Annotated in this window: 16 protein-coding genes and 1 pseudogene; 9 read left to right on the forward strand and 8 right to left on the reverse strand. The window is 54.5% G+C overall.

The features are described 5' to 3' along the window. Positions 1 to 249: 249 nt before the first annotated feature. Entirely contained in the window at positions 250 to 1431 is a 1182-nt protein-coding gene (locus AC6HVW_RS12165; RefSeq protein ID WP_071683615.1) for a MalY/PatB family protein, read from the reverse strand. 47 nt (positions 1432 to 1478) lie between these two features. Beyond that, positions 1479 to 3062: a maltose/glucose-specific PTS transporter subunit IIBC gene (malX, locus tag AC6HVW_RS12170; protein WP_021178042.1), complete on the reverse strand. Its 1584-nt coding sequence runs from the start codon at positions 3060 to 3062 to the stop codon at positions 1479 to 1481. 224 nt (positions 3063 to 3286) lie between these two features. Here malX and AC6HVW_RS12175 point away from each other — a divergent pair, with 224 nt between their 5' ends. The 3 genes and pseudogenes from AC6HVW_RS12175 to AC6HVW_RS12185 all read left to right on the forward strand — a co-directional run. Next, positions 3287 to 4318, forward strand: coding sequence for a Mal regulon transcriptional regulator MalI (locus AC6HVW_RS12175; protein WP_071683614.1), 1032 nt, complete (start codon positions 3287 to 3289; stop codon positions 4316 to 4318). 146 nt (positions 4319 to 4464) lie between these two features. Next, positions 4465 to 4752, forward strand: a complete 288-nt coding sequence (locus AC6HVW_RS12180; RefSeq protein ID WP_254698838.1) for an alpha/beta hydrolase family protein — start codon at positions 4465 to 4467, stop codon at positions 4750 to 4752. 18 nt (positions 4753 to 4770) lie between these two features. Then, positions 4771 to 5478, forward strand: a pseudogene (locus AC6HVW_RS12185) (alpha/beta hydrolase family protein); the annotation flags it as partial. Positions 5479 to 5548: 70 nt separating this feature from the next. On the opposite strand, the gene AC6HVW_RS12190 reads toward AC6HVW_RS12185, so the two are convergent. Further along, positions 5549 to 6466 (reverse strand): LysR family transcriptional regulator, encoded by a 918-nt coding sequence (locus AC6HVW_RS12190; protein ID WP_071683613.1) that lies wholly within the window; start codon positions 6464 to 6466, stop codon positions 5549 to 5551. Between the two features lie 100 nt (positions 6467 to 6566). On the opposite strand from AC6HVW_RS12190, the gene AC6HVW_RS12195 reads away from it, so the two are divergent. After that, positions 6567 to 7706 (forward strand): serine hydrolase domain-containing protein, encoded by a 1140-nt coding sequence (locus tag AC6HVW_RS12195; protein WP_437437119.1) that lies wholly within the window; start codon positions 6567 to 6569, stop codon positions 7704 to 7706. A 38-nt stretch (positions 7707 to 7744) separates the two neighbouring features. Here the strand turns inward: AC6HVW_RS12195 and AC6HVW_RS12200 are convergent, their stop codons facing one another. Both AC6HVW_RS12200 and manA read right to left on the reverse strand, forming a co-directional pair. Beyond that, positions 7745 to 9304 (reverse strand): YdgA family protein, encoded by a 1560-nt coding sequence (locus AC6HVW_RS12200; protein WP_071683612.1) that lies wholly within the window; start codon positions 9302 to 9304, stop codon positions 7745 to 7747. A gap of 135 nt (positions 9305 to 9439) precedes the next feature. After that, complete coding sequence (gene manA / locus AC6HVW_RS12205; RefSeq protein ID WP_071683611.1) at positions 9440 to 10618, reverse strand: mannose-6-phosphate isomerase; 1179 nt, start codon at positions 10616 to 10618, stop codon at positions 9440 to 9442. A gap of 204 nt (positions 10619 to 10822) precedes the next feature. On the opposite strand from manA, the gene fumC reads away from it, so the two are divergent. Next, positions 10823 to 12220 carry a class II fumarate hydratase gene (gene fumC, locus AC6HVW_RS12210; RefSeq protein ID WP_071683610.1) on the forward strand — a complete coding sequence of 466 codons (1398 nt, stop codon included), beginning with the start codon at positions 10823 to 10825 and terminating at the stop codon, positions 12218 to 12220. Between the two features lie 101 nt (positions 12221 to 12321). Here the strand turns inward: fumC and AC6HVW_RS12215 are convergent, their stop codons facing one another. Further along, entirely contained in the window at positions 12322 to 13197 is an 876-nt protein-coding gene (locus AC6HVW_RS12215; protein WP_071683609.1) for an alpha/beta hydrolase, read from the reverse strand. A gap of 173 nt (positions 13198 to 13370) precedes the next feature. Between AC6HVW_RS12215 and AC6HVW_RS12220 the strand changes: the two genes are divergently transcribed. Further along, entirely contained in the window at positions 13371 to 14057 is a 687-nt protein-coding gene (locus AC6HVW_RS12220) for a helix-turn-helix transcriptional regulator (RefSeq protein ID WP_071683608.1), read from the forward strand. Positions 14058 to 14139: 82 nt separating this feature from the next. After that, positions 14140 to 14511, forward strand: coding sequence for a VOC family protein (locus tag AC6HVW_RS12225; protein WP_071683607.1), 372 nt, complete (start codon positions 14140 to 14142; stop codon positions 14509 to 14511). A gap of 89 nt (positions 14512 to 14600) precedes the next feature. Here the strand turns inward: AC6HVW_RS12225 and tus are convergent, their stop codons facing one another. Both tus and AC6HVW_RS12235 read right to left on the reverse strand, forming a co-directional pair. After that, complete coding sequence (gene tus, locus AC6HVW_RS12230) at positions 14601 to 15536, reverse strand: DNA replication terminus site-binding protein (protein ID WP_071683712.1); 936 nt, start codon at positions 15534 to 15536, stop codon at positions 14601 to 14603. A gap of 149 nt (positions 15537 to 15685) precedes the next feature. Further along, entirely contained in the window at positions 15686 to 16972 is a 1287-nt protein-coding gene (locus tag AC6HVW_RS12235) for an MFS transporter (protein WP_497569445.1), read from the reverse strand. 114 nt (positions 16973 to 17086) lie between these two features. Here AC6HVW_RS12235 and AC6HVW_RS12240 point away from each other — a divergent pair, with 114 nt between their 5' ends. Beyond that, positions 17087 to 17989 (forward strand): LysR family transcriptional regulator, encoded by a 903-nt coding sequence (locus AC6HVW_RS12240; RefSeq protein WP_021804485.1) that lies wholly within the window; start codon positions 17087 to 17089, stop codon positions 17987 to 17989. Between the two features lie 143 nt (positions 17990 to 18132). Further along, positions 18133 to 19350, forward strand: coding sequence for a sugar metabolism global transcriptional regulator Mlc (gene mlc / locus AC6HVW_RS12245; RefSeq protein ID WP_021804484.1), 1218 nt, complete (start codon positions 18133 to 18135; stop codon positions 19348 to 19350). Positions 19351 to 19387: the final 37 nt, after the last annotated feature.

Below are 19387 nucleotides of genomic sequence, written 5' to 3' on the forward strand. Positions count from 1 at the left end.
AAAACAAACGAATGAAAATAGCTATTGAGTTGCATAAAAAAGTGATGTTCATCACGTTAAATCGCAAATTCGCCGTTCAGGATAGGGGGAAGATGTATAAGGCGGGTAAGCAGAGGCATGCTCTCAGGTCATGAGTCGATGAAATCAGGTCAATCGCAATGGCTCTGTTTTTAAAGGGTAGCATGACAATGCTGAGGGGAGTTGGCGCTCAATGAAAAACCAGGGGCACTATGCCCCTGGCGATATGACCTATTTTGCGTCCAGGACAAATTGCAACGCGGCGATCAGCTTATCCATCCCGGCCTCAACCTTGCTGCGCGGGCAGCCGACGTTCAGGCGCAGGAAACCGCGGCCCTCTTCGCCATAGGTAAAGCCTGGCATGATGGCGACTTTCTCTCGTTCGATCAGCACCTGCTGCAATTCGCGGTCGTCAATGCCTAACGGGCGTATATCAATCCACGCCAAATAGGTGGCCTGCGGTGGCTGCCAGTTTAGCTGCGGTAACGCCTGGTTGAGCCGTTCGGCCACGTAGGTCAGGTTATCTTGTAGATAGTCGCGCAGGGCGTCTAGCCAAGGCTCGCCGTGGCGGTAGGCGGCAATATGGGCTACTACTGCCAGCACCGCAGGGGAGGATAATCCATCGCGGCTTTTTAGTGCCTGAACATAGCTATCCCGCGCGCTATCATCGCTGATAATGCCATAGGCCCCGGTGAGCGCCGGAATGTTGAAGGTTTTAGAGCCGGAAGTCAGCAACGCCCACGGGGTGGTGGCCACCTGGCTCCATGGCGTATGACGATGTTCTCCCCAAACCATATCCATATGGATCTCATCGCTGATCACTTTCACGTCATGGCGTTCGCACAGCTCTGCCATCTGCTCCAGTTCTTGCTGCGTCCACACCTTACCAGTGGGGTTCTGTGGGCTGCACAGTAGCAGGATCTTGGTTTGTGGACGGGCCAGCAGGGCTTCCAGATGGGCCATATCGCATTGCCAATCGTTATCCACTTTGTGCAGCGGGCAAGGTAACACCTGACGCTGATTACCCAGGATCACCTTATAGAACGCATCATAGGCTGGTGTATGGGTGACCACATATTCCCCCGGAGCCGACCAGATACGCACCAGCTGCGCCACCATGTAAATCACCGAGGGGCCATAGACCGCCTTGGTCGTATCGATGGGGGCATTGAAGCGTTGTTGATACCAATGCCGCACCGCGCCAAGAAAGTCTTCATGCTGCCAGCGGCTGTAGCCCAACACGCCGTGTTGCAGACGCTGTTGCAGGGCTTCAAGAATGCAGGGGGCGGTGGCGAAATCCATATCGGAGATGGTGAAAGGCAGCAGATCTGCGGTGCCAAAACGGTCGGCGATGTAGTCCCACTGGGTGCACCAGGTACCGTGACGATCTACCGGGGTAGAAAAATCAAACATGTGAAACTCCGAACAAGGGCGCAGCAGGCTGCGCCCGGGGGGGAAGGTTATGCGTTGGCCATCAGTGATTCTAACTCATCTTTCACCGATTGCACCTGCGGGCCAATCACCACTTGCAGGTTATGGTCATTAAGGTGCACCACGCCGATAGCCCGGTTGGCTTTCAGCACCGCATCATCCACCTTGCTCATATCGTTAACTGACATACGCAGGCGGGTAATGCAGTTATCCAACGAAACGATATTCTCTTTACCGCCCAACGCCGCCAGGATAGCAGGCACGTTATAGCCGGATTTACCCACGGCACCGACAGGGGCGCTCTGTGTAGCGGTGGTTTCCGCCTCACGGCCTGGAGTTTTAATGTTCCAGCGCTGGATGGCGAAGCGGAAGATCGCATAGTAGGCAACAAACCAGATGGCGGCCACCAATGGCACCAGATACCACTTGGTTGCGGTGCCGTGCAGGATACCGAACACCACGAAGTCGATAATGTTGCCGTCGGTGTTACCGATAGTGACGCCCAGCAAGGCCATCACGGTGAAGCCCAGACCGGTCAGAATAGCGTGGATTAGATACAGGAACGGAGCCACAAACAGGAACAGGAACTCGATCGGTTCGGTGGTACCACCGACCACACAAGCCACCACGCCGGAAATCAGCAGCCCTTTGATCTTGTGGCGGTTCTCCGGTTTGGCACAGTGGTACATGGCTAACGCCGCACCCGGCAGGCCACCGAGGAAGGCAGGCATTTTACCCTGGGACAGGAAGCGGGTAGCGCTTTCGGCAAAGCCGTGGGTGGTTGGACAAGAGAGCTGTGCCTGGAAGATGGTCAAGGCACCGCTGACTTCACGGCCACAAACGTCCAGCGTACCGCCCGCTTCGGTAAAGCGGATCAGCGCTACCAGAATGTGGTGCAGCCCGAACGGCAGCAGCAGACGCTCGCCGGAGCCGAAAATCATCGGCCCAAACATGCCAGCGCCGTTAATCATACGGCCCAACCCGTTAATACCTGCAGCGAACCAAGGCCAGATCAGCGGGATAATCAGGCCGCACAGGCCCAGTACCACAGTGGTGACGATTGGGACAAAGCGAGTACCGCCGAAGAACGCCAGCGCATCCGGCAGCCGGATGGTGTTGAAACGCTCGTGCAGCAGATAAACGATGATCCCGACGATCACCGCACCGAGGATACCGGTATCGATAGACTGAATGCCCAGGATGTTCTGGATGTTATTGGCTTTCAGCACCAGCGGATCGACGGTAGGCAGCACGCCTGACGTGGTCAGGTAGAAGTTGGTCGCCAGATTCAGCACGGCAAAGCCGACAAAACCAGAGAAGGCGGCTACGCCTTTGTTCTCACGCGCCATGCCCAAAGGAATGGCAATGGCGAACATCACCGGCAGGAAGCTGAAAGCAAAGGAACCGATCTTGCTCATCCAGGTGAACAGCAGCTGGAAAGCCGGATGACCAATGAAAGGCAGCAACGTGATCACGTCACGGCTGCTTAGTGAGCTACCGATCCCCAGCATGATGCCGCAGAATGAAAGCAGTGCGACGGGCAGCATAAATGTCTTGCCCAGGCTTTGGAAAAACTCCCAAAGCGTAATTTTTTGTTTTTTAGACGCTGGCATAACCGACGACTCCTGGCGAAAAAGCATGCAATGTTGTGTGTACCTGATTAGGTAAAAATAAGATAAAACGTTTTACCTAGTAAAAATGCGTCCCTAATCACAATTATGAACGGTGCTTTGCGGTGACAATACTTATGTGGGTAAATCGTTTTACTGCATTGAGAGATTCGGTATACCATTTGCTATCAGGGTGAAACTCGCCCTGATAGGGCATTGCAGAGGTTATTACCATTAAAAAGATCACTATCACTGATGTCGCACAGTTGGCAGGCGTATCCGTGACCACCGTTTCCCTGGTGCTGAGCGGTAAAGGGCGTATTTCTCCCACCACCATGAGCCGTGTGAATCAGGCGATCGAGCAGCTTGGCTATGTTCGCAACCGTCAGGCCGCGACGCTGCGCGGTGGCGAATCGGGGGTGGTAGGGCTGATCCTGCGTGATATCTGTGAGCCGTTTTATGCCGAGATGACCGCCGGGGTGAGTGAGATACTGGAAGCCAATGGCAAAGTGCTGTTTCTGACCCAAAGCGGGCGCGAAGGCAAAGGGCTGATGCGCTGTTTTGATATGCTTCTGGAGCACGGCGTCGACGGCATGGTACTGGCGGGTGGGGTACGAACCGCGAAAGGGCTGAAAGAGAAAGCCGAAGCTCAGGGGGTGCCGCTGGTGTGTGCCGCGCGTTCCAATGGGCTGGAAGGTGTAGACGTGGTGCGGCCAGATAATATGCAGGCCGCGAAAATGGCCACCGAATTTCTGATCAAACGGGGGCATAGCCAGATCGCCTACCTTGGTGGACAAAGCGATTCACTCACCCGCGCCGAACGCCTGGGGGGATTCTGTGCCACCCTGGTGCAATACGGCCTGCCATTCCGCTCAGAGTGGATCGTTGAATGCGATTGTCATCAACGGGCAGCGGCTGAAGCTGCTGAAAACCTGTTGCGTCAGTATCCCAATATCAGTGCGTTGGTGTGCCATAAGGCCTCGGTGGCGTTGGGTGCCTATTTTGGTATCGTGCGCAGTGGCCGTAGTATTGGCTCGGAAGGGATGGACAGTTTCTATGGTCAACAGGTGGCGTTGATCGGTTTTGGCGATGTGCCGGAGGCCGAACTGACCGAACCCCCGCTGACCTTTATCTCCAGCTCGGCTCGAGAAGTTGGACGCAGTGCTGCTCTGCGGTTGTTACAACGTATTGGCGATGATTCATTAGCACCGCAGAATGTGATCCTGTCCCCAGAGCTGATCAAGCGCGGATCGGCCTGATCCGCAGCTATATCTCCAATCTTGCCGTTGTCCCAGTATTATAAATTCTCAGGTGTCTCTAAACAGCCTTGCTCTGATGCTTGATTAAATTAAAGCGCAATTTTTGATATAACCGACACGATATGAGATTTAATTTGGGAGCAGCTATGAACAGATATGGGATATTTGGTTTCTGCATGGTGAGCTTCCTGGTCGTTTTTTCGCTGATTCGGTTATCTGAATTTGAACTTTCCGATGATGCGCACCAACGAACTATCAGCTTTGAGCATCATCAGGACATTCTGGAAGGCACATTAATCCTCCCTTCTGGGAAGATATCGCCACCGCTTGTCCTGCTGGTTCATGGCGATGGCGCTCAAGACCGCTGGTCTGAAGGCGGCTATATTCCGTTGGTGAATTTCCTGGTTGCCCAAGGAGTAGCGGTTTTTTCATGAGATAAACCCGGCGTTGGGGCTAGCAGTGGTAACTGGCTGGCACAAACCCTGTCAGATCGTGCAGAAGAAGCAGCATCTGCTCTGAGAAAACTGAAACAGGAACCGGAGTTTAACCACAGCGATATAGGTTTTCTTGGTTTTTCTCAGGCGGGTTGGGTTGTGCCAAAGGCTAGCCAACAGGTAAAAACCGACTTTGTCATTCTGGTGGGGGCGGCGATAAATTGGCGAGCTCAGGGGATTTATTATACGGGGCAACGTCTGCAATCTGAGGGCCTGTCAGCTGAAAATATCGTGAAGGCACAAGAACGTGAAGCCGCCGCTTTTGACAGGCAATTTACGCAGGAGGCAGCCGCATCTCCCTGTATTTCTCGTTGTACCCGGCAGGACTTTGAGCGTCGAAACTCACAGGCCGATGCAAGGAAAGCTATTTCAGCGATGCAAACGCCGGTAATGATCCTGATGGGGGCGGACGATCGGAATGTCGATCCTCACGAAACGATCGCTGTCTGGAGCGAAGAACTACCGGCCAAAACACCTCGCTGTATCAGACGGGTCGCTGATGCTACCCACGGGCTTTTACGGAGCGAATGGTTTGACTACCAGCTATCCTCTCAGTGGCCTTGGTGGAAGCAGGGCGGATTTCTGCTGGCCGGACAACAGGCTTACTCGCCGGGTTCCTTAAGTGCTATTTCTGCATGGATACTTAATCAGCAATGCCATGAGTGAACCGCATTCTGATACCACGCTGAAAGCAAAAAGTGAAAAATCCCTCCCAGGTCTTCAATGACCCAGTAGCTCAAGCGCGGATCGGCCTGATCTGCTGCTCGCGTTTTTCCCGCATAAAATCGATAAAGACGCGCAGCTTGAGCGGCATATGGCGGCCCGCCGGAAAGTAGATAAAGAAGCCCGGTGCGACGTGGCTAAAATCCTGCAGAACCTCTCGCAGCTGCCCGCTCTGCAACTCCTGGTGTACGGCGGCCCGAAAGCGTTGGGTGATCCCTAATCCCGCTATCGCCGCGTCTTTAAGCAGCTGGTTTTCATTGAAGATCGGCCGCCCGTTGACCTCCAGCGTCAAATGCTCAGTGCCGTTGCTGAAATACCAGGGTTCCAGTTTGCCACTGCCGGGAAAGCGGTAGCGCATGCAGTCATGCTGCTGCAACTCCTGTGGCGTTTCGGGCCGGCCGTGTTGTGCCAAATAACCTGGAGAAGCCACGACCACATGTTGTTGGCCGTGGTCGATAGGGACGGCCACCATGTCTTTTTGCAACATCCGCTGCATGCGGATGCCCGCATCAAAATTATCCAGCACCAGATCGGCAAAACGATCGTCGGTAAACAGCTCCAGCTTAAGTTCAGGATAGCGCGCATGGAACTCCGGCAGATAGGGCATGACCAGCATCGATGCGGCCAACTGCGGCAAGGTAATTCGTAATAAGCCGCTTGGCTCACCACGTTGGCTGCTGGCATTCTCTGCCGCGATCTCAATCTGGCCCATAGCGGGGGCGATTTTTTCATAAAATGCCAGCCCTTCATCGCTTAACCTGACTGAACGGCTGGTACGATTGAACAGACGAACTCCCAGGTGGGCCTCTAGCGCGCGGATATTTTGTGAAACCGCAGGCGGTGTGACGCCCAGATGATTGGCCGCCTGGGTAAAGCTGCCCAATTTGGCAACGGCGTCGAAAAATGGCAGTAATTGCAGCAGTGAGCTCATCTATTAATAATTCCAACTTAATGATTCATTAAATTTTAGCCTATTTTATTTAATGATCGAAACCGTAGACTGGCCTGATTACCTTAAGAGGATCACAGTTATGGCTCAGGCATTGACACAACGGATAGAGGCAGTTAATCAGCAGGCGATCGCCGAAGGGCGGATCGTAGGTAGCGTGGTGCTGGTGGCTCAACAGGGGGCGGTGATTTACGCCGGTGCCAGCGGCTATGCCGATCGCGAGCAGCGGCAACCCATGCAGCGTAACAGCCAATTCCGGCTATCTTCGGTCTCTAAACCCTACATCACGCTGGCAGCGATGCGCATGATAGAACAGCAATTGCTGAGTCTGGATGATGCCGTGAGCCGTTGGCTACCGTGGTTTACTCCGGCGTTGCCCGATGGACGTCGGCCAGCGATCGCTATTCGCCACCTGTTAACCCACACCGCCGGGCTGGACTACCGTTTCAAGCAACCAGAGGGCGGGATCTATCAGCGGTTAGGGATCCACGACGGCCTGGAGATGTCCTCGTTAACGCTGGAGCAAAATCTGCGTCGGTTGTCGCAGGCACCATTGCAGACAGAGCCGGGGAGCGAATTCAGCTATTCACTGGCCATTGACGTATTGGGTGCGGTGCTAGAGCAGGTGGCTGGTATGCCTTTGCCACAGCTATTCGAGCGCTGGGTTGGCCAACCGCTAGGGCTGGGGAATACCGGTTTTTATACGTTGAACGCCAATAAGCTGGCTACGGCCTATTACAATGCTGAACCGCAACCGGCAGCGATGTATGACGGTTTTCTGCTGAAGCTTCCTGAGGAGTTTGGTTTTGACGTGGAGTTTGCGCCTTCGCGAGCGCTTGACCGCCACGCTTATCCTTCGGCTGGCGCGGGAATGGTTGGCGACGCTGACGATGTGCTGCGCCTGGTGGAGACGCTGCGTAATGGTAGCGACGCAGTTTTGCAGCCAGAAACCGCCGCGTTGATGCGTCAACCCCATGTAGCAGCGCAGGCAGAAATTCAGGGGCCGGGTTGGGGATTTGGTTTTGGTGGCGCGGTGCTGGTGGATGCTGCATTGGCAGCAACGCCGCAGAATAATGGCACTATGCAGTGGGGCGGCGTATATGGGCACAGCTGGTTTTACGATCCGGTTGCGCAGTTGAGCGTGGTAGCGCTGACCAACACCGCAATTGAGGGTATGAGCGGTTTATATCCCATGCAGATCCGCGATGCGGTTTATGGTTAAAAATAAAGGGCCAGATATCGTCTGGCCCTAGAAGGCTTTTATTGCCCTTGCAGAGTTGGCTGCTCAGGTGCCGGAGCGGCATCCTGCTGATCGGGCTCTGGAGCACTATCTTCTTCTGGTGCGGAAGCGCCGCCCAGCATCCCGAACATACCCACGAACTCCGGCAGCGACATTTTGCTGCCGTTCAGCTCAATCTGGTTATCGGCATACTTGAAGCTGCTGCTTATCACGTTATCTTTCAGCGTGGTGATCTTGAACATCTCGCCCATTGCCGCCAGGCTTTTCACCTGCTGCTCGGCCTGCTGCTGTGCTTGTTGTGCACTGGCACCTTGCAGCTGTGCCGCTTGAGCCATGGTTTCCTGCGCCATAGCGACCGGAATAGTCAACTGCGCGTCGATTTTCTTGACCGAACGGGCAAGCTGTTGGTCCGGTGATTCGGCTGCAGCGCCAGCCTTTGAAGGATCCAGCAGATCGAGGTTAAGGGTAAAGGCACTTTCACCCTTGGCATTTTTCCAGCTCAGTGGTGCGATGCTGATGGTTGGGTTGCCTTTCAGCAACAGCGGCAGGTTTTGCACCAGCATCTCAGCCGTTTGTTGTTGGTAGGCTTCTGGTGACAGCGTTTCTGCCTGTTGCAGCAAGGCCATGGCCTGCTGGTTGTAACGATCGGCAAACTCTTTCAGCCCTTTAGCATCCAGGTTATCGATTTTCAGCAGCAGTTTACCTGCGCCAAAATCGGTGCCCTGAATTTTCAACGCTGCCATGGTGTAATCCAACTGGCCTGCGAGGCTGTTGCCTTTCTCGCCGAACTGGCTGGCCAGGTTGAAGCCTTCCATCGTCATGGCGTCTTTACCGTCGATAGCCATGGTCAGTTGCTTCATGCCCAGCGCTTGCTCACCCAGGCTCAGACCGTATTGGCCCAGATGCGTGTTGCTTTTGAGCGTCAGCCCTTGCATCGTCATCTGTTCGTTCTGGCCGGACTGATTCGGGCCACTGATCACAAGGCTATCACTGCTGGCGTCCAGGACAGCGGTTTGCATATCCTTGCCGATATCCGCGTCAATTTTTGCACCGCTGAATTTCAGTGAGGACTTGTCTTTCTGGTATTCCACCGGGATCACATCGATGGAGCTGGCGACATCGCCGCTGTAAGCAATGCGTGAATCGGCGCTGAACAGCGACTTACCTTTGGTGATTTCAAACAGGGTTTTGACTTTTGGCGTGTTTTCCAGCTCGGTATGTACCGAAGCCATGCTTGGGATCAGGTTGAATTTTTTCAACTGGGCCAGCGGGAATGGGCCGTGATCGACGGTTTCAATAAAGGCCACTTCTTCGCCGGATTTCAGCAGGGCATCGTCGGTGGTGATGCTACCATCGGCACGCAGCACAAAACGGGCCTGGCTGCTGAAAATCCCGCGTTGGTAGTTTTCATAGCTCATCTTGACCCCGGCCTTAGGCAGTATGGATTTCAACTGGCTATTGGCGGTGTCTACCATTTCCCCCATCCGTTGCTCGATAAGCTTGCCGGTGTACCAAGAGGCTCCAGTCCATGCTGCGCCGAGCACCACAATGACGCTGACAGCGACTAACGATTTTTTCATAGTTCTGTTATTCCTTTGTTAAGCCGGTAGAGGGCAGGGCGACCAATTGGGCCTGCGAAAAAACGCCCGTAGGCGTTTTATTGTGTAGGTAAACTAATCATCTTAGCAACTTATTTACCTATATTTTACCGTCAATTAGGACAACTGATTATAAACGCGGGCGATACGGCCGCTTCCGGTGACGTTAACCGGGGATTCAAAGGCGGCAATAAAGCAGGATTCACCTGGCTGCAAGATGACCTGTTGGCCCTGTTTCTCCAGCGTTGCTTCACCTTCTACGCAGAACACGATCGCCGCGCTGTTTTGCGCCAGTGGCTGCGGTATGGCATCGAGATCGTGTAACGCGAAGGCAAAGTCCTCAACGGGGATCGGGAAGAACAGTTCTTTGCCACGTTGCTCTGGCTGAGTCAGCAGGCCAGATGCCGGTTGTGGGCGGAACTGCAGATTGGCCAGCAGTTCAGGAATATCGATGAATTTTGGCGTCAGACCCGCGCGCAGCACGTTATCCGAGTTTGCCATCACTTCCAGCGCGACACCGTTCAGATAGGCATGTGGGGTCTCGGCATACAGGAACATGGCTTCACCCGGTGCCAGTTTGACCACGTTCAACAGCAGCGGAGAGAACAGGCCGCTGTCGTCGGCATAGAAACGAGCGATAAAGCGGATGGTGTCCCAGGGCTCACCCTGCTGGTTGTTCAAGGCGGCTTTCAGCACGCCAAGCGCCAGCGTTTTTTGCTCACCGTTCATCCCCAGCAGGCTGGCAAACAGGGTCGCCAGGTGGGCGGTATCCGGCTGCTGCAGGAAGGCGGCGATATCGTGATGTGCGCCGGAAAGGGGTTGTAACAGCGCAACGATATCGTCCAGTTCGCGGAAGCCATTCATCGCCAGGAACGGCGTCAGGGCAAATACCAGCTCCGGTTTGTGATTCGGATCCTTATAGTTGCGCTCAGCGGCATCAAACGGAATACCGGCGGCATTTTCTTTGGCAAAGCCCACCTCTGCAGCACTCTTGCTTGGGTGGACCTGGATGGAGAGCGGCTGGTCGGCACACAGCACCTTAAACAGGAACGGCAGTTCACCAAAGCGTTGTGCCACTTCGGCACCCAGCTGTTTAGGCTGGTCGGTATCAATCACCTCACGCAAAGAACGCAGGTTTCCTGCCTGATCGGTGACCTGTGAGCTGCTTTTAGGGTGGGCACCCATCCACAGTTCGGCCATTGGCTTGCCTGTCGGGTTGGCAATGCCATACAGCTTGGTTAACGCATCAACGCTGCCCCAGGCGTAGTTTTGGATGGCATTAGTCATTTTTTGCATGATCGTATCCCTGCTTTCTCAAGAAAATTGCGCTAAGTAAACAATGTGGCGCAGGCGCATGCAAGCCAAGATGGCTAAAAATGCTGTTTGCGCAGGACGTTAATGCGAATAGTTATTATCTGGCTATACTGAGGAGGCTCGCCAACGGGCTATCACTCGTTGGCATTTCCCCTTCATTTTAGGAATTGTGCTAAGGAGAAAGTGATGGCAGGCGTTCGGATTGAAAAAGACTCAATGGGCCCCATCGAAGTACCCGCCGACCAACTGTGGGGCGCGCAGACTCAGCGTTCGTTGGAACATTTCCGTATCTCGTCAGAAAAAATGCCCCCAGCGCTGATCCATGCGTTAGCGATGACCAAGCGTGCGGCAGCCAGCGTCAATATGGATCTGGGGTTGCTGCCAGCAGAGCGGGGCAAGGCGATTATCCAGGCTGCCGATGAAGTGCTGGCGGACAAGCACCCCAATGAATTCCCATTGTCGATCTGGCAAACCGGTTCCGGCACCCAGACCAACATGAACATGAACGAAGTGCTGGCCAACCGTGCCAGCGAGTTACTAGGGGGCGAACGCGGTGAAGCGCGGCGGGTCCACCCCAACGACGACGTCAACAAAAGCCAGAGCTCCAACGACGTTTTCCCTACCGCAATGCATGTAGCGGCAGTGATCGCGGTGCGCGAGCATCTGATCCCAGAGCTGAAGGCGCTGCACCGCACGCTGCATGCCAAGGCGGAAGCTTTCCACGATATCGTTAAAATCGGCCGCACCCACCTACAAGATGCTACGCCGCTGACGCTGGGCCAGGAAATCTCCGGCTGGGCGGCGATGTTGGAATATAACCTCAAACATATCGAAGCCAGCATCCCGCATCTCAGTGAGTTGGCCTTGGGCGGCACGGCTGTGGGGACCGGGCTGAACACTCATCCCGAATACGCGGTGCGGGTGGCGAAGGCTTTGGCAGAACTGACCGGGCAGCCTTTTGTCACCGCGCCGAACAAGTTCGAAGCCTTGGCAACCTGCGATGCGCTGGTGCATGGCCACGGTGCCTTGAAGGGCTTGGCCGCCTCGTTGATGAAGATCGCCAACGATGTGCGCTGGCTGGCCTCTGGCCCACGTTGCGGCATCGGTGAAATTTCTATCCCTGAAAACGAACCAGGCAGCTCAATTATGCCGGGGAAGGTCAACCCAACGCAGTGTGAAGCCATGACCATGCTCTGTGCGCAGGTGATGGGCAACGACGTGGCGGTGAACATTGGCGGCGCGTCCGGTAACTTTGAGCTGAACGTATTCCGACCGCTGGTTATTCACAACTATCTGCAATCTATTCGTTTGCTGGCAGACGGCATGAGCGGCTTCAATGAGCACTGTGCGGTGGGGATTGAACCGAACCGCGAACGCATCGGCCAGTTGCTTAACGAGTCGCTGATGTTGGTTACCGCCTTGAATACCCATATCGGTTATGACAAGGCGGCGGAAATCGCCAAACAGGCCCACAAGGAAGGATTAACCCTGAAAGCCTCGGCGCTGAAGTTGGGCTACCTGACCGAGCAGCAGTTTGACGAATGGGTACGGCCAGAAGAGATGGTCGGCAGCATGAGGAAATAAGGCCAAGAAAATCTCAGGCGTACCAAGCTGCGCCTGAGATCGGCTTCGCAGGATGAATATTGGCAAGGTGCCGATATCTAGGTGACTTGACTGCAGGATGTTCATTGACCCTGCGGGTGGATCATCGCCATTACATGTTTAAACATGTTGCTCTGTGTATCTGCCAACTCATTAACCAGCGTGAAATGATTATTTTCCTGGTCCTCAATTATCTGGACGTCTAATCCTTTTTCTTTACAGGCGGCGTAATAGGCTTGAGTTTGATGCTTAAACCCAGTGGTTTCTTTGGCTCCGACGCTGAGTAAAATCTGTGGAGCATGGCGTTTTTCGGGCAGCAGAAACATGGGACTCAGTAATTTGGCCTGCTCAGGCGTCTGGCGCATCCAGTCGTTGATATAAATATCACACAGTGGACGTATATCAAACAGCCCGCTTAATGCTAGCGCTCCCTTGATGACCTGGGGAGGCACCCGATACGATGTCTGCCAATCGTCGGCAATCAACATGCCTGTTAGATGGCCACCCGCAGAGCTGCCACCGATGAAAATCCGCTCGGGGTCGATGCCAAACTGCGCGCTATGGTGATAGAGCCAGGCAATGGCGCTGCGCACCTCACGGACAGTTTCTGCCAGCGTTGCCTCCGGCAGCAGTGTGTATTCCAACGTAGCCAATGCCACATTGTGCTGGGTAAAAGAATGCGCCATCGAGCATGCATCCTCCTTGGTTTGCGAATGCCAGTAGCCGCCGTGAATAAAGACAAACAGCGGGGCGGGTTGCCTGGCTGCCGGAAAGATATCCAGACGCTCCGCTATGCCCATCCCATATTGCAGATCGTAAATACCAGCCGTTGAGGACTTGGCGCGTTCGGCCAGCGCGGCGTATTGCGTCATACAACCAGAAAAATCGCTTACTGACGCGCGGGCATTATATTGAATTGCTCGCTGCTCAAGATTTTCAAAGTTCAAATCAATGCTCATAAATGCTCCTTGCTCTCAACTGGTTCTGTTTTGCATTATTAGATTGATGTCGCCAGGCTGGTTAGGTAATTAGTGGCATGTAATGACGGCAGCTGAATGACCAAATTTTTCATGGAGTCGGTGTATAATCCCTTTTTATGTTTGCAGCGATTTTATTCAACAATGAGTAACCCATGTCCCGCACTCAACGCCTGCTCGATCTGATGCAGATCCTGCGCCGCCATCGTTACCCGGTCGCTGGGCATTCTCTGGCCGAAGAGCTGGGGATCAGCATGCGCACTTTATACCGGGATATCGCCACCTTGCAGCAGCAGGGGGCAGATATTGTTGGCGAAGTGGGGATCGGTTATGTATTACGACCGGGATTTATGCTGCCGCCGCTGATGTTCTCGCAAACTGAGATCGAAGCGCTGGTTCTGGGTATGCGCTGGGTGGAACGCCGGGGTGACAGCCAGCTTGCCGGGGCGGCGACCAATGCGTTGGCAAAAATTGCCGCCGTGTTGCCTGCGGAACTGCGTGAAGAGCTGGATGCCAATACGCTGCTGATCGGCCCGGTGCCTACTGCCTATGTGGCTGATGAGACCCTGGTGGCGATCCGTGAAGCCATCCGTTTGGAGCGTAAGATCAAGGTGGAGTATCGGGATTATGCCGGTAATGGCAGTGAGCGTATCTTGTGGCCGTTTGCCATGGGCTACTTTGAACAGGTGCAGATCCTGATGGCCTGGTGTGAATTGCGTGGCTCGATACGCCATTTCCGCCTTGACCGTATTGGCGGGTTAACGCTATTGGAGCTACGTTACCCGCGCGGCCGCCGGGCATTGATGAAGCTGTGGCGTGAAAGTGAGGGTATTGCCCAATGATCCTGCTGCCATAAACTGACAGTAGGGTGCACTAGAGTGACGTTATCAGGAGCCAGACGGTTCCCATTCAGAGGATAACGTGATGACTACCCCAAGTATGACCATGATTTATGTCGATAGCCCAGAAAAAAGTGCCGAATTTTATCGCCAGCTGTTGGGAACTGAACCTGTCGAGCAGTCTCCCACCTTTGCCTTGTTTATCTTGAATAACGGTTTCAAGCTGGGCATGTGGTCAAAACATACCGTTGAACCTGCGCCAGCGGCGACCGGTGGCGGTACAGAAATCTGCTTTATGTGTGAACAACCGCAACAGGTCGATACGCTCTATCAACAGTGGCGGGATAAAGGATTAACTATCGTGCAATCTCCGGTCGAGCTGGACTTCGGCTACACCTTTGTTGCGGCCGATCTTGATGGCCATCGTCTGCGAGTTTACCAGCTTAACGACGAGTAACGGCTTTCACTGCTCGATTCACCATGCAGGGCACACATGCTGTGCCCGTTCAACCAAATACCCCGATAAGCTGATTTTACGCCCGTTAATCATCCCGCAATATCGGTATACAGATGCAGGCGTTTCACCAGCAGGCGCAGAGGCTTAGCCTCCGGCTTATATTTGTGTTTTACCGCCGTCACGTCGTAATTGAGCAGTTCACCGATCTTCGGCACCTGTGCGCCCATCTCTGGTTGGCACAGGGCAATCAGCGGCAGCGGGCAGGGGTGCTGTACCTGTTTTTGCTGCGGTTGATACCATACGCGCGCGATTGGCTGCACCTTTACCGGCCGTTTGATTTTCAGCGTGGCGTTTTGCGGCAGGTGGCTGACGTCGTCAATTTCGCGGCCCACCAACTCGGCCCACTGTTCGCGGTTGTAGGGCGGGACGGCGCGTCCGGCTTTCTGGCTTTTCTCTAATTGCGCCAGGATATCGTCGCGCTTCACCTTCTTGATGATGTGCTTGTTGGCCCAGCCAAAACGCACCGAGTCCGGGTTGGTGAGCAGGGTAATGGAGCGATAGGCGCTAAGGGTGATCAAACCATGCAGGTGGGTGTGCACAAACTCAAAACGTTGCTCAGGAGCCAGGCCAGACTCGACGGTAATGATCTGTTCTAACTCCGCCTTCAGGCGGTTGATCAGGGCGATCTGCTGTTGTAGTGCCAGATACTCGGCTCTTTCAGTTTCAAGGCAAATGACACCGGGCAATCTCACCGCCGCCTTGCTGCTGATATGCTGGCGGTTGTGGTGGATAAACAGCCGTTGGTAGTGTTCCAGTGCAAGGTCACGGGCAGCCTGGCCCACATGTTGCTCCACGCTGATCTGTTCTATGGCGGTATGTTCCTTGCCTTTCTCGATTTCTGGCAGGCTGAACACCCTCGCTGCCAGCAACCGCAACGGCTGGATCTGCTGGTGGAGTTGCGCCAATGCCTGTTCCAGCTCGCTAAAACGCGCATTCATTCTGCCGATCAGGCTGTACTTATCCATCATCACCTCTCATTTTAGTTACAACATACATTGTAGGGCAATGTAACCAGGGTGGCAACTTCAGCCGCATCATCGTCATTAGCAATAAGTGAACCTGGCTGAACAGGGAGCTAAGGTGGACCCTTCCCTGAGCGGAAAGGGTCTGGAGGTTAGATACGCGCGGCTTCCGGCAATTTCTTCAGGTAATGGCCAACCAGCAGGGCCAGCAACAGCATCACGCTGATAAAGGCGACTACGCCGCCCCAGCCAAAGTTATGCCAGAACACGCCGCCCAGCGTACCGGCAACGCTGGAACCCACGTAATAACAGAACAGATAGAGCGAAGAGGCCTGGCCTTTGGCCCGGCGTGCGCGGCGGCCAATCCAACTGCTGGCAACCGAGTGGGCGGCAAAGAAACCGGCGGTGAACAGCATCATGCCAATAAAGATCACAGTGACAGGGGTCAGGGCGGTGATCAGTATCCCGATCAGCATAATGATAATGGACGCCAGCAGCACCGGGCCGCGGCCAAATTTGGAGGTCAGGGCACCCGCTTTGGGTGAACTGTAAGAACCGGTGAGATACACCACCGACAACAGGCCCACAATTGCCTGGCTAAGATGATAAGGATCGCTCAGCAGGCGGTAGCCAATGTAGTTGAACATTGTCACAAAGCTACCCATCAGCAGGAACCCTTCGGCAAACAGCAGCGGCAGCCCCTTATCGTGCCAATGCAGCTTAAAGTTAATCAGCAACGTTCTTGGCCGCAATGAACTGGCGCGGAAGTGCTTGGACGCGGGCAAAATGCGCCAGAACATGCAGGCCGCCGCCAAGGCGAACACCCCGATCACCGCCAGTGAGATCCGCCAGGAGAAGAAATCGGTGAGTACCCCAGTCACCAGGCGCCCACTCATCCCACCGATCGAGTTGCCGCTGATATAAAGGCCCATAGAAAAGGCCACGAAGCTCGGATGGATCTCTTCGCTCAGATAGGTCATACCGACTGCCGCAACCCCGCTCAGCGAAAGCCCAATCAGCGCCCGCATCAGCAAGATATCGTGCCAACTGGTCATAAAGGCACAGATCAGAGTACAAATCGCCGCCAACAGTAGGGCTACCACCATCACCGACTTGCGGCCGATAGCATCTGACAGCGGGCCGGTAAACATCAGGCCGATGGCCAACATCCCAGTGGAGAAGGAAAGAGAGAGGCTGCTCTCCGCTGGGGAGATGCCAAAATCTTGCGAAAGCACCGGCAAGATCGGTTGCACACAGTACAGCAACGCAAAGGTAGCCAGCCCGGCAGAGAACAGCGCCAAGGTCACGCGCATAAACTGCGGTGTACCGCGTTCGATGTAGGGGAGTTTATTCAGCGTGGTGCGTTTGGTTGTTGGGGCACTGTCAGGGGCAGGCAGCGTTTTTGGCGTACTGGCCGCAGAACGCGAAGCGGTTGTCACAGCGGTTCCTTACCGGGTTCGGGAGATAAAAAATACGTCTTGAGTCACAAAATCATAGGGAGCGGCCAGTTTTTTGTCTAATATATTAATCATCCTAATTAAGACGTTTAAAGTATGAATATCGAGCTCAGACATTTGCGTTACTTTGTGGCCGTCGCTGAAGAACTGCATTTTGGCCGGGCGGCGGAGCGGCTACGTATTTCCCAACCCCCCCTTAGCCAACAGATCCAGGCACTCGAGGATATGGTGGGTGCGCGTTTGCTGGCGCGCAATAACCGTAATGTCAGCCTGACTCAGGCGGGGGAGATGTTCTTGAAAGAAGCCTATCAGGTGCTTGCCCAGGTCAACCGGGCAGCAGAGAAGGCGGCGCGCCTGGAGCGTGGTGAACTGGGTGAACTGACGATTGGTTTTACCTCTTCGGCTCCGTTTATCAGCGTGGTTTCCCGTAGCTTGCGAGCCTTTCGCCAGTTATCACCGGATGTGCATATCAAAATGCGTGAGGTGAACACCAAGCAACAGCTTGAACCGCTGCTCAACGGTGACCTTGATCTGGGCGTGATGCGCAATACCCGCTTGCCGGATGCGCTGCAGCATCAGTTGTTATTACGCGAGCCCTTGCTTGCCGTAGTGCCGAATGGCCACCCGTTAACCCTAAAGGCATCAGGCACGCTGCGTTTCAGCGATTTGGCCCAGGAACCCTTCGTGTTCTTTTCCCGCGAAGTGGGCACCGCGCTGTATGACGAAATTCTGGCTTTACTGGCCAATGCCGGGATCGCCCCTTACATCACGCAAGAAGTAGGGGAAGCGATGACTATTATCGGTCTGGTCGCGGCCGGGTTGGGGATTTCCATTTTGCCGATGTCATTTGGCAGAGTGAAGATCGATGGGGTGACCTATCTCCCCTTAGCCGAGCCGGAGGCGATGACTGAAGTCTGGTTGGTGCATCATCGCAGCAGGCCGTTAACGGCAGCGGCCAAGGCGTTAATGGCGCTGATGCTCGAACCCAAAGCTGGGTAAATAAGAGGCGTTTTTGGCGGAAAGCTCGGTGAATTTGTGCTGTTAATCACATAACGAATCAAATAGTTGACGCTGTATTCCAAAAGCCCCACCATAGCCCCTAATCTTTATTTAGAAGCGCGAAAAATAGCAGGAGCGGGTGTGTGATTGCGGATGGGCAGCCTGGGCATATTGATCAGATCAAGCAAACCAATGCAGGGGCAGTTTACCGGCTGATAGATCGGCTGGGACCGATTTCGCGCATCGAATTATCCAAGCGGGCACAGCTGGCACCTGCCAGTATCACCAAGATAGTGCGTGAGCTGCTCGAAGCGCATCTGGTTAAAGAAACCGAATATCAGGAAGTGGGCAGCCGTGGCCGACCGGCCGTTGGCCTGGTGCTTGACACCGAAGCCTGGCATTACCTCTCTGCACGTATCAGCCGTGGCACCATTACCCTGGCACTGCGCGATCTCAGTAGCAAGATGGTGGTTGAAGAACTGCTGCCGTTAAAAGCCGAACATCCCGAACCGTTATTACAGCGCATCGTTAGTGAAGTCGATCAGTTCTTTATCCGTCACCAAAGCAAACTGGAACGTTTAACCGCCATCGCAATCACACTGCCCGGCATGATTGATACCGCCGCGGGTATTGTTCACCGCATGCCGTTTTATGACGTCAACGAAATGGCGTTGGGGCCAGCGCTAGAGGCACTGACGGGCCTGCCGGTTTATGTTCAGCATGACATCTGCGCCTGGACGATGGCAGAGGCGCTGTATGGCGCATCCCGTGGCAGCCACAACGTCATTCAGGTCGTCATCGATCATAACGTTGGTGCAGGGGTGATCACTAACGGACGCGTACTACACGCGGGTAGCAGCAGCGTTGTGGAGATAGGGCACACACAGGTCGATCCGTACGGTAAACGCTGCTATTGCGGCAACCATGGTTGCCTGGAAACGGTCGCCAGTATTGAAAACATGCTGGAAATTGCCCAGCAACGTTTGGGAGGCTCGATGTCTTCCATGCTGCATGGCGCACCATTGACCGTGGAATCGCTATGCGATGCGGCAATGGCTGGCGATCAGTTAGCCAAGGATATTATTCTTGGCGTCGGGCACAGCGTCGGGCGCATTGTGGCGATCATGGTCAACCTGTTCAATCCGGAAAAAATCCTGGTAGGTTCACCGTTGAACCGGGCCGCTGAAATTCTGCATCCGGCGATTGCTTCCTGCATTCGTCAGCAATCTTTGCCTGCGTACAGCGAGCATGTTCAAGTTGAATCCACCCAGTTCTTCAACCAAGGCACCATGCCGGGAGCTGCACTGGTGAAAGAAGCCATGTATAACGGTTCTTTGTTGGTGAAGTTGCTACAAGGTTGATTTAGCCTGTGGCATTAACTACCCGGGAATTGAACCC

The organism is Serratia sp. NCCP-200, assembly GCF_059697885.1.

Bases quoted from the DNA above. Each gene is read 5' to 3' on its own strand.
- AC6HVW_RS12240 (WP_021804485.1), top strand. From the start codon at position 17,087: ATGAATATCGAGCTCAGACATTTGCGTTACTTTGTGGCCGTCGCTGAA.
- malX (WP_021178042.1), bottom strand. From the start codon at position 3,062: ATGCCAGCGTCTAAAAAACAAAAAATTACGCTTTGGGAGTTTTTCCAA.
- tus (WP_071683712.1), bottom strand. From the start codon at position 15,536: ATGGATAAGTACAGCCTGATCGGCAGAATGAATGCGCGTTTTAGCGAG.
- AC6HVW_RS12200 (WP_071683612.1), bottom strand. From the start codon at position 9,304: ATGAAAAAATCGTTAGTCGCTGTCAGCGTCATTGTGGTGCTCGGCGCA.
- fumC (WP_071683610.1), top strand. From the start codon at position 10,823: ATGGCAGGCGTTCGGATTGAAAAAGACTCAATGGGCCCCATCGAAGTA.
- AC6HVW_RS12225 (WP_071683607.1), top strand. From the start codon at position 14,140: ATGACTACCCCAAGTATGACCATGATTTATGTCGATAGCCCAGAAAAA.
- AC6HVW_RS12165 (WP_071683615.1), bottom strand. From the start codon at position 1,431: ATGTTTGATTTTTCTACCCCGGTAGATCGTCACGGTACCTGGTGCACC.
- AC6HVW_RS12180 (WP_254698838.1), top strand. From the start codon at position 4,465: ATGAACAGATATGGGATATTTGGTTTCTGCATGGTGAGCTTCCTGGTC.
- AC6HVW_RS12190 (WP_071683613.1), bottom strand. From the start codon at position 6,466: ATGAGCTCACTGCTGCAATTACTGCCATTTTTCGACGCCGTTGCCAAA.
- AC6HVW_RS12220 (WP_071683608.1), top strand. From the start codon at position 13,371: ATGTCCCGCACTCAACGCCTGCTCGATCTGATGCAGATCCTGCGCCGC.
- AC6HVW_RS12195 (WP_437437119.1), top strand. From the start codon at position 6,567: ATGGCTCAGGCATTGACACAACGGATAGAGGCAGTTAATCAGCAGGCG.
- manA (WP_071683611.1), bottom strand. From the start codon at position 10,618: ATGCAAAAAATGACTAATGCCATCCAAAACTACGCCTGGGGCAGCGTT.
- AC6HVW_RS12215 (WP_071683609.1), bottom strand. From the start codon at position 13,197: ATGAGCATTGATTTGAACTTTGAAAATCTTGAGCAGCGAGCAATTCAA.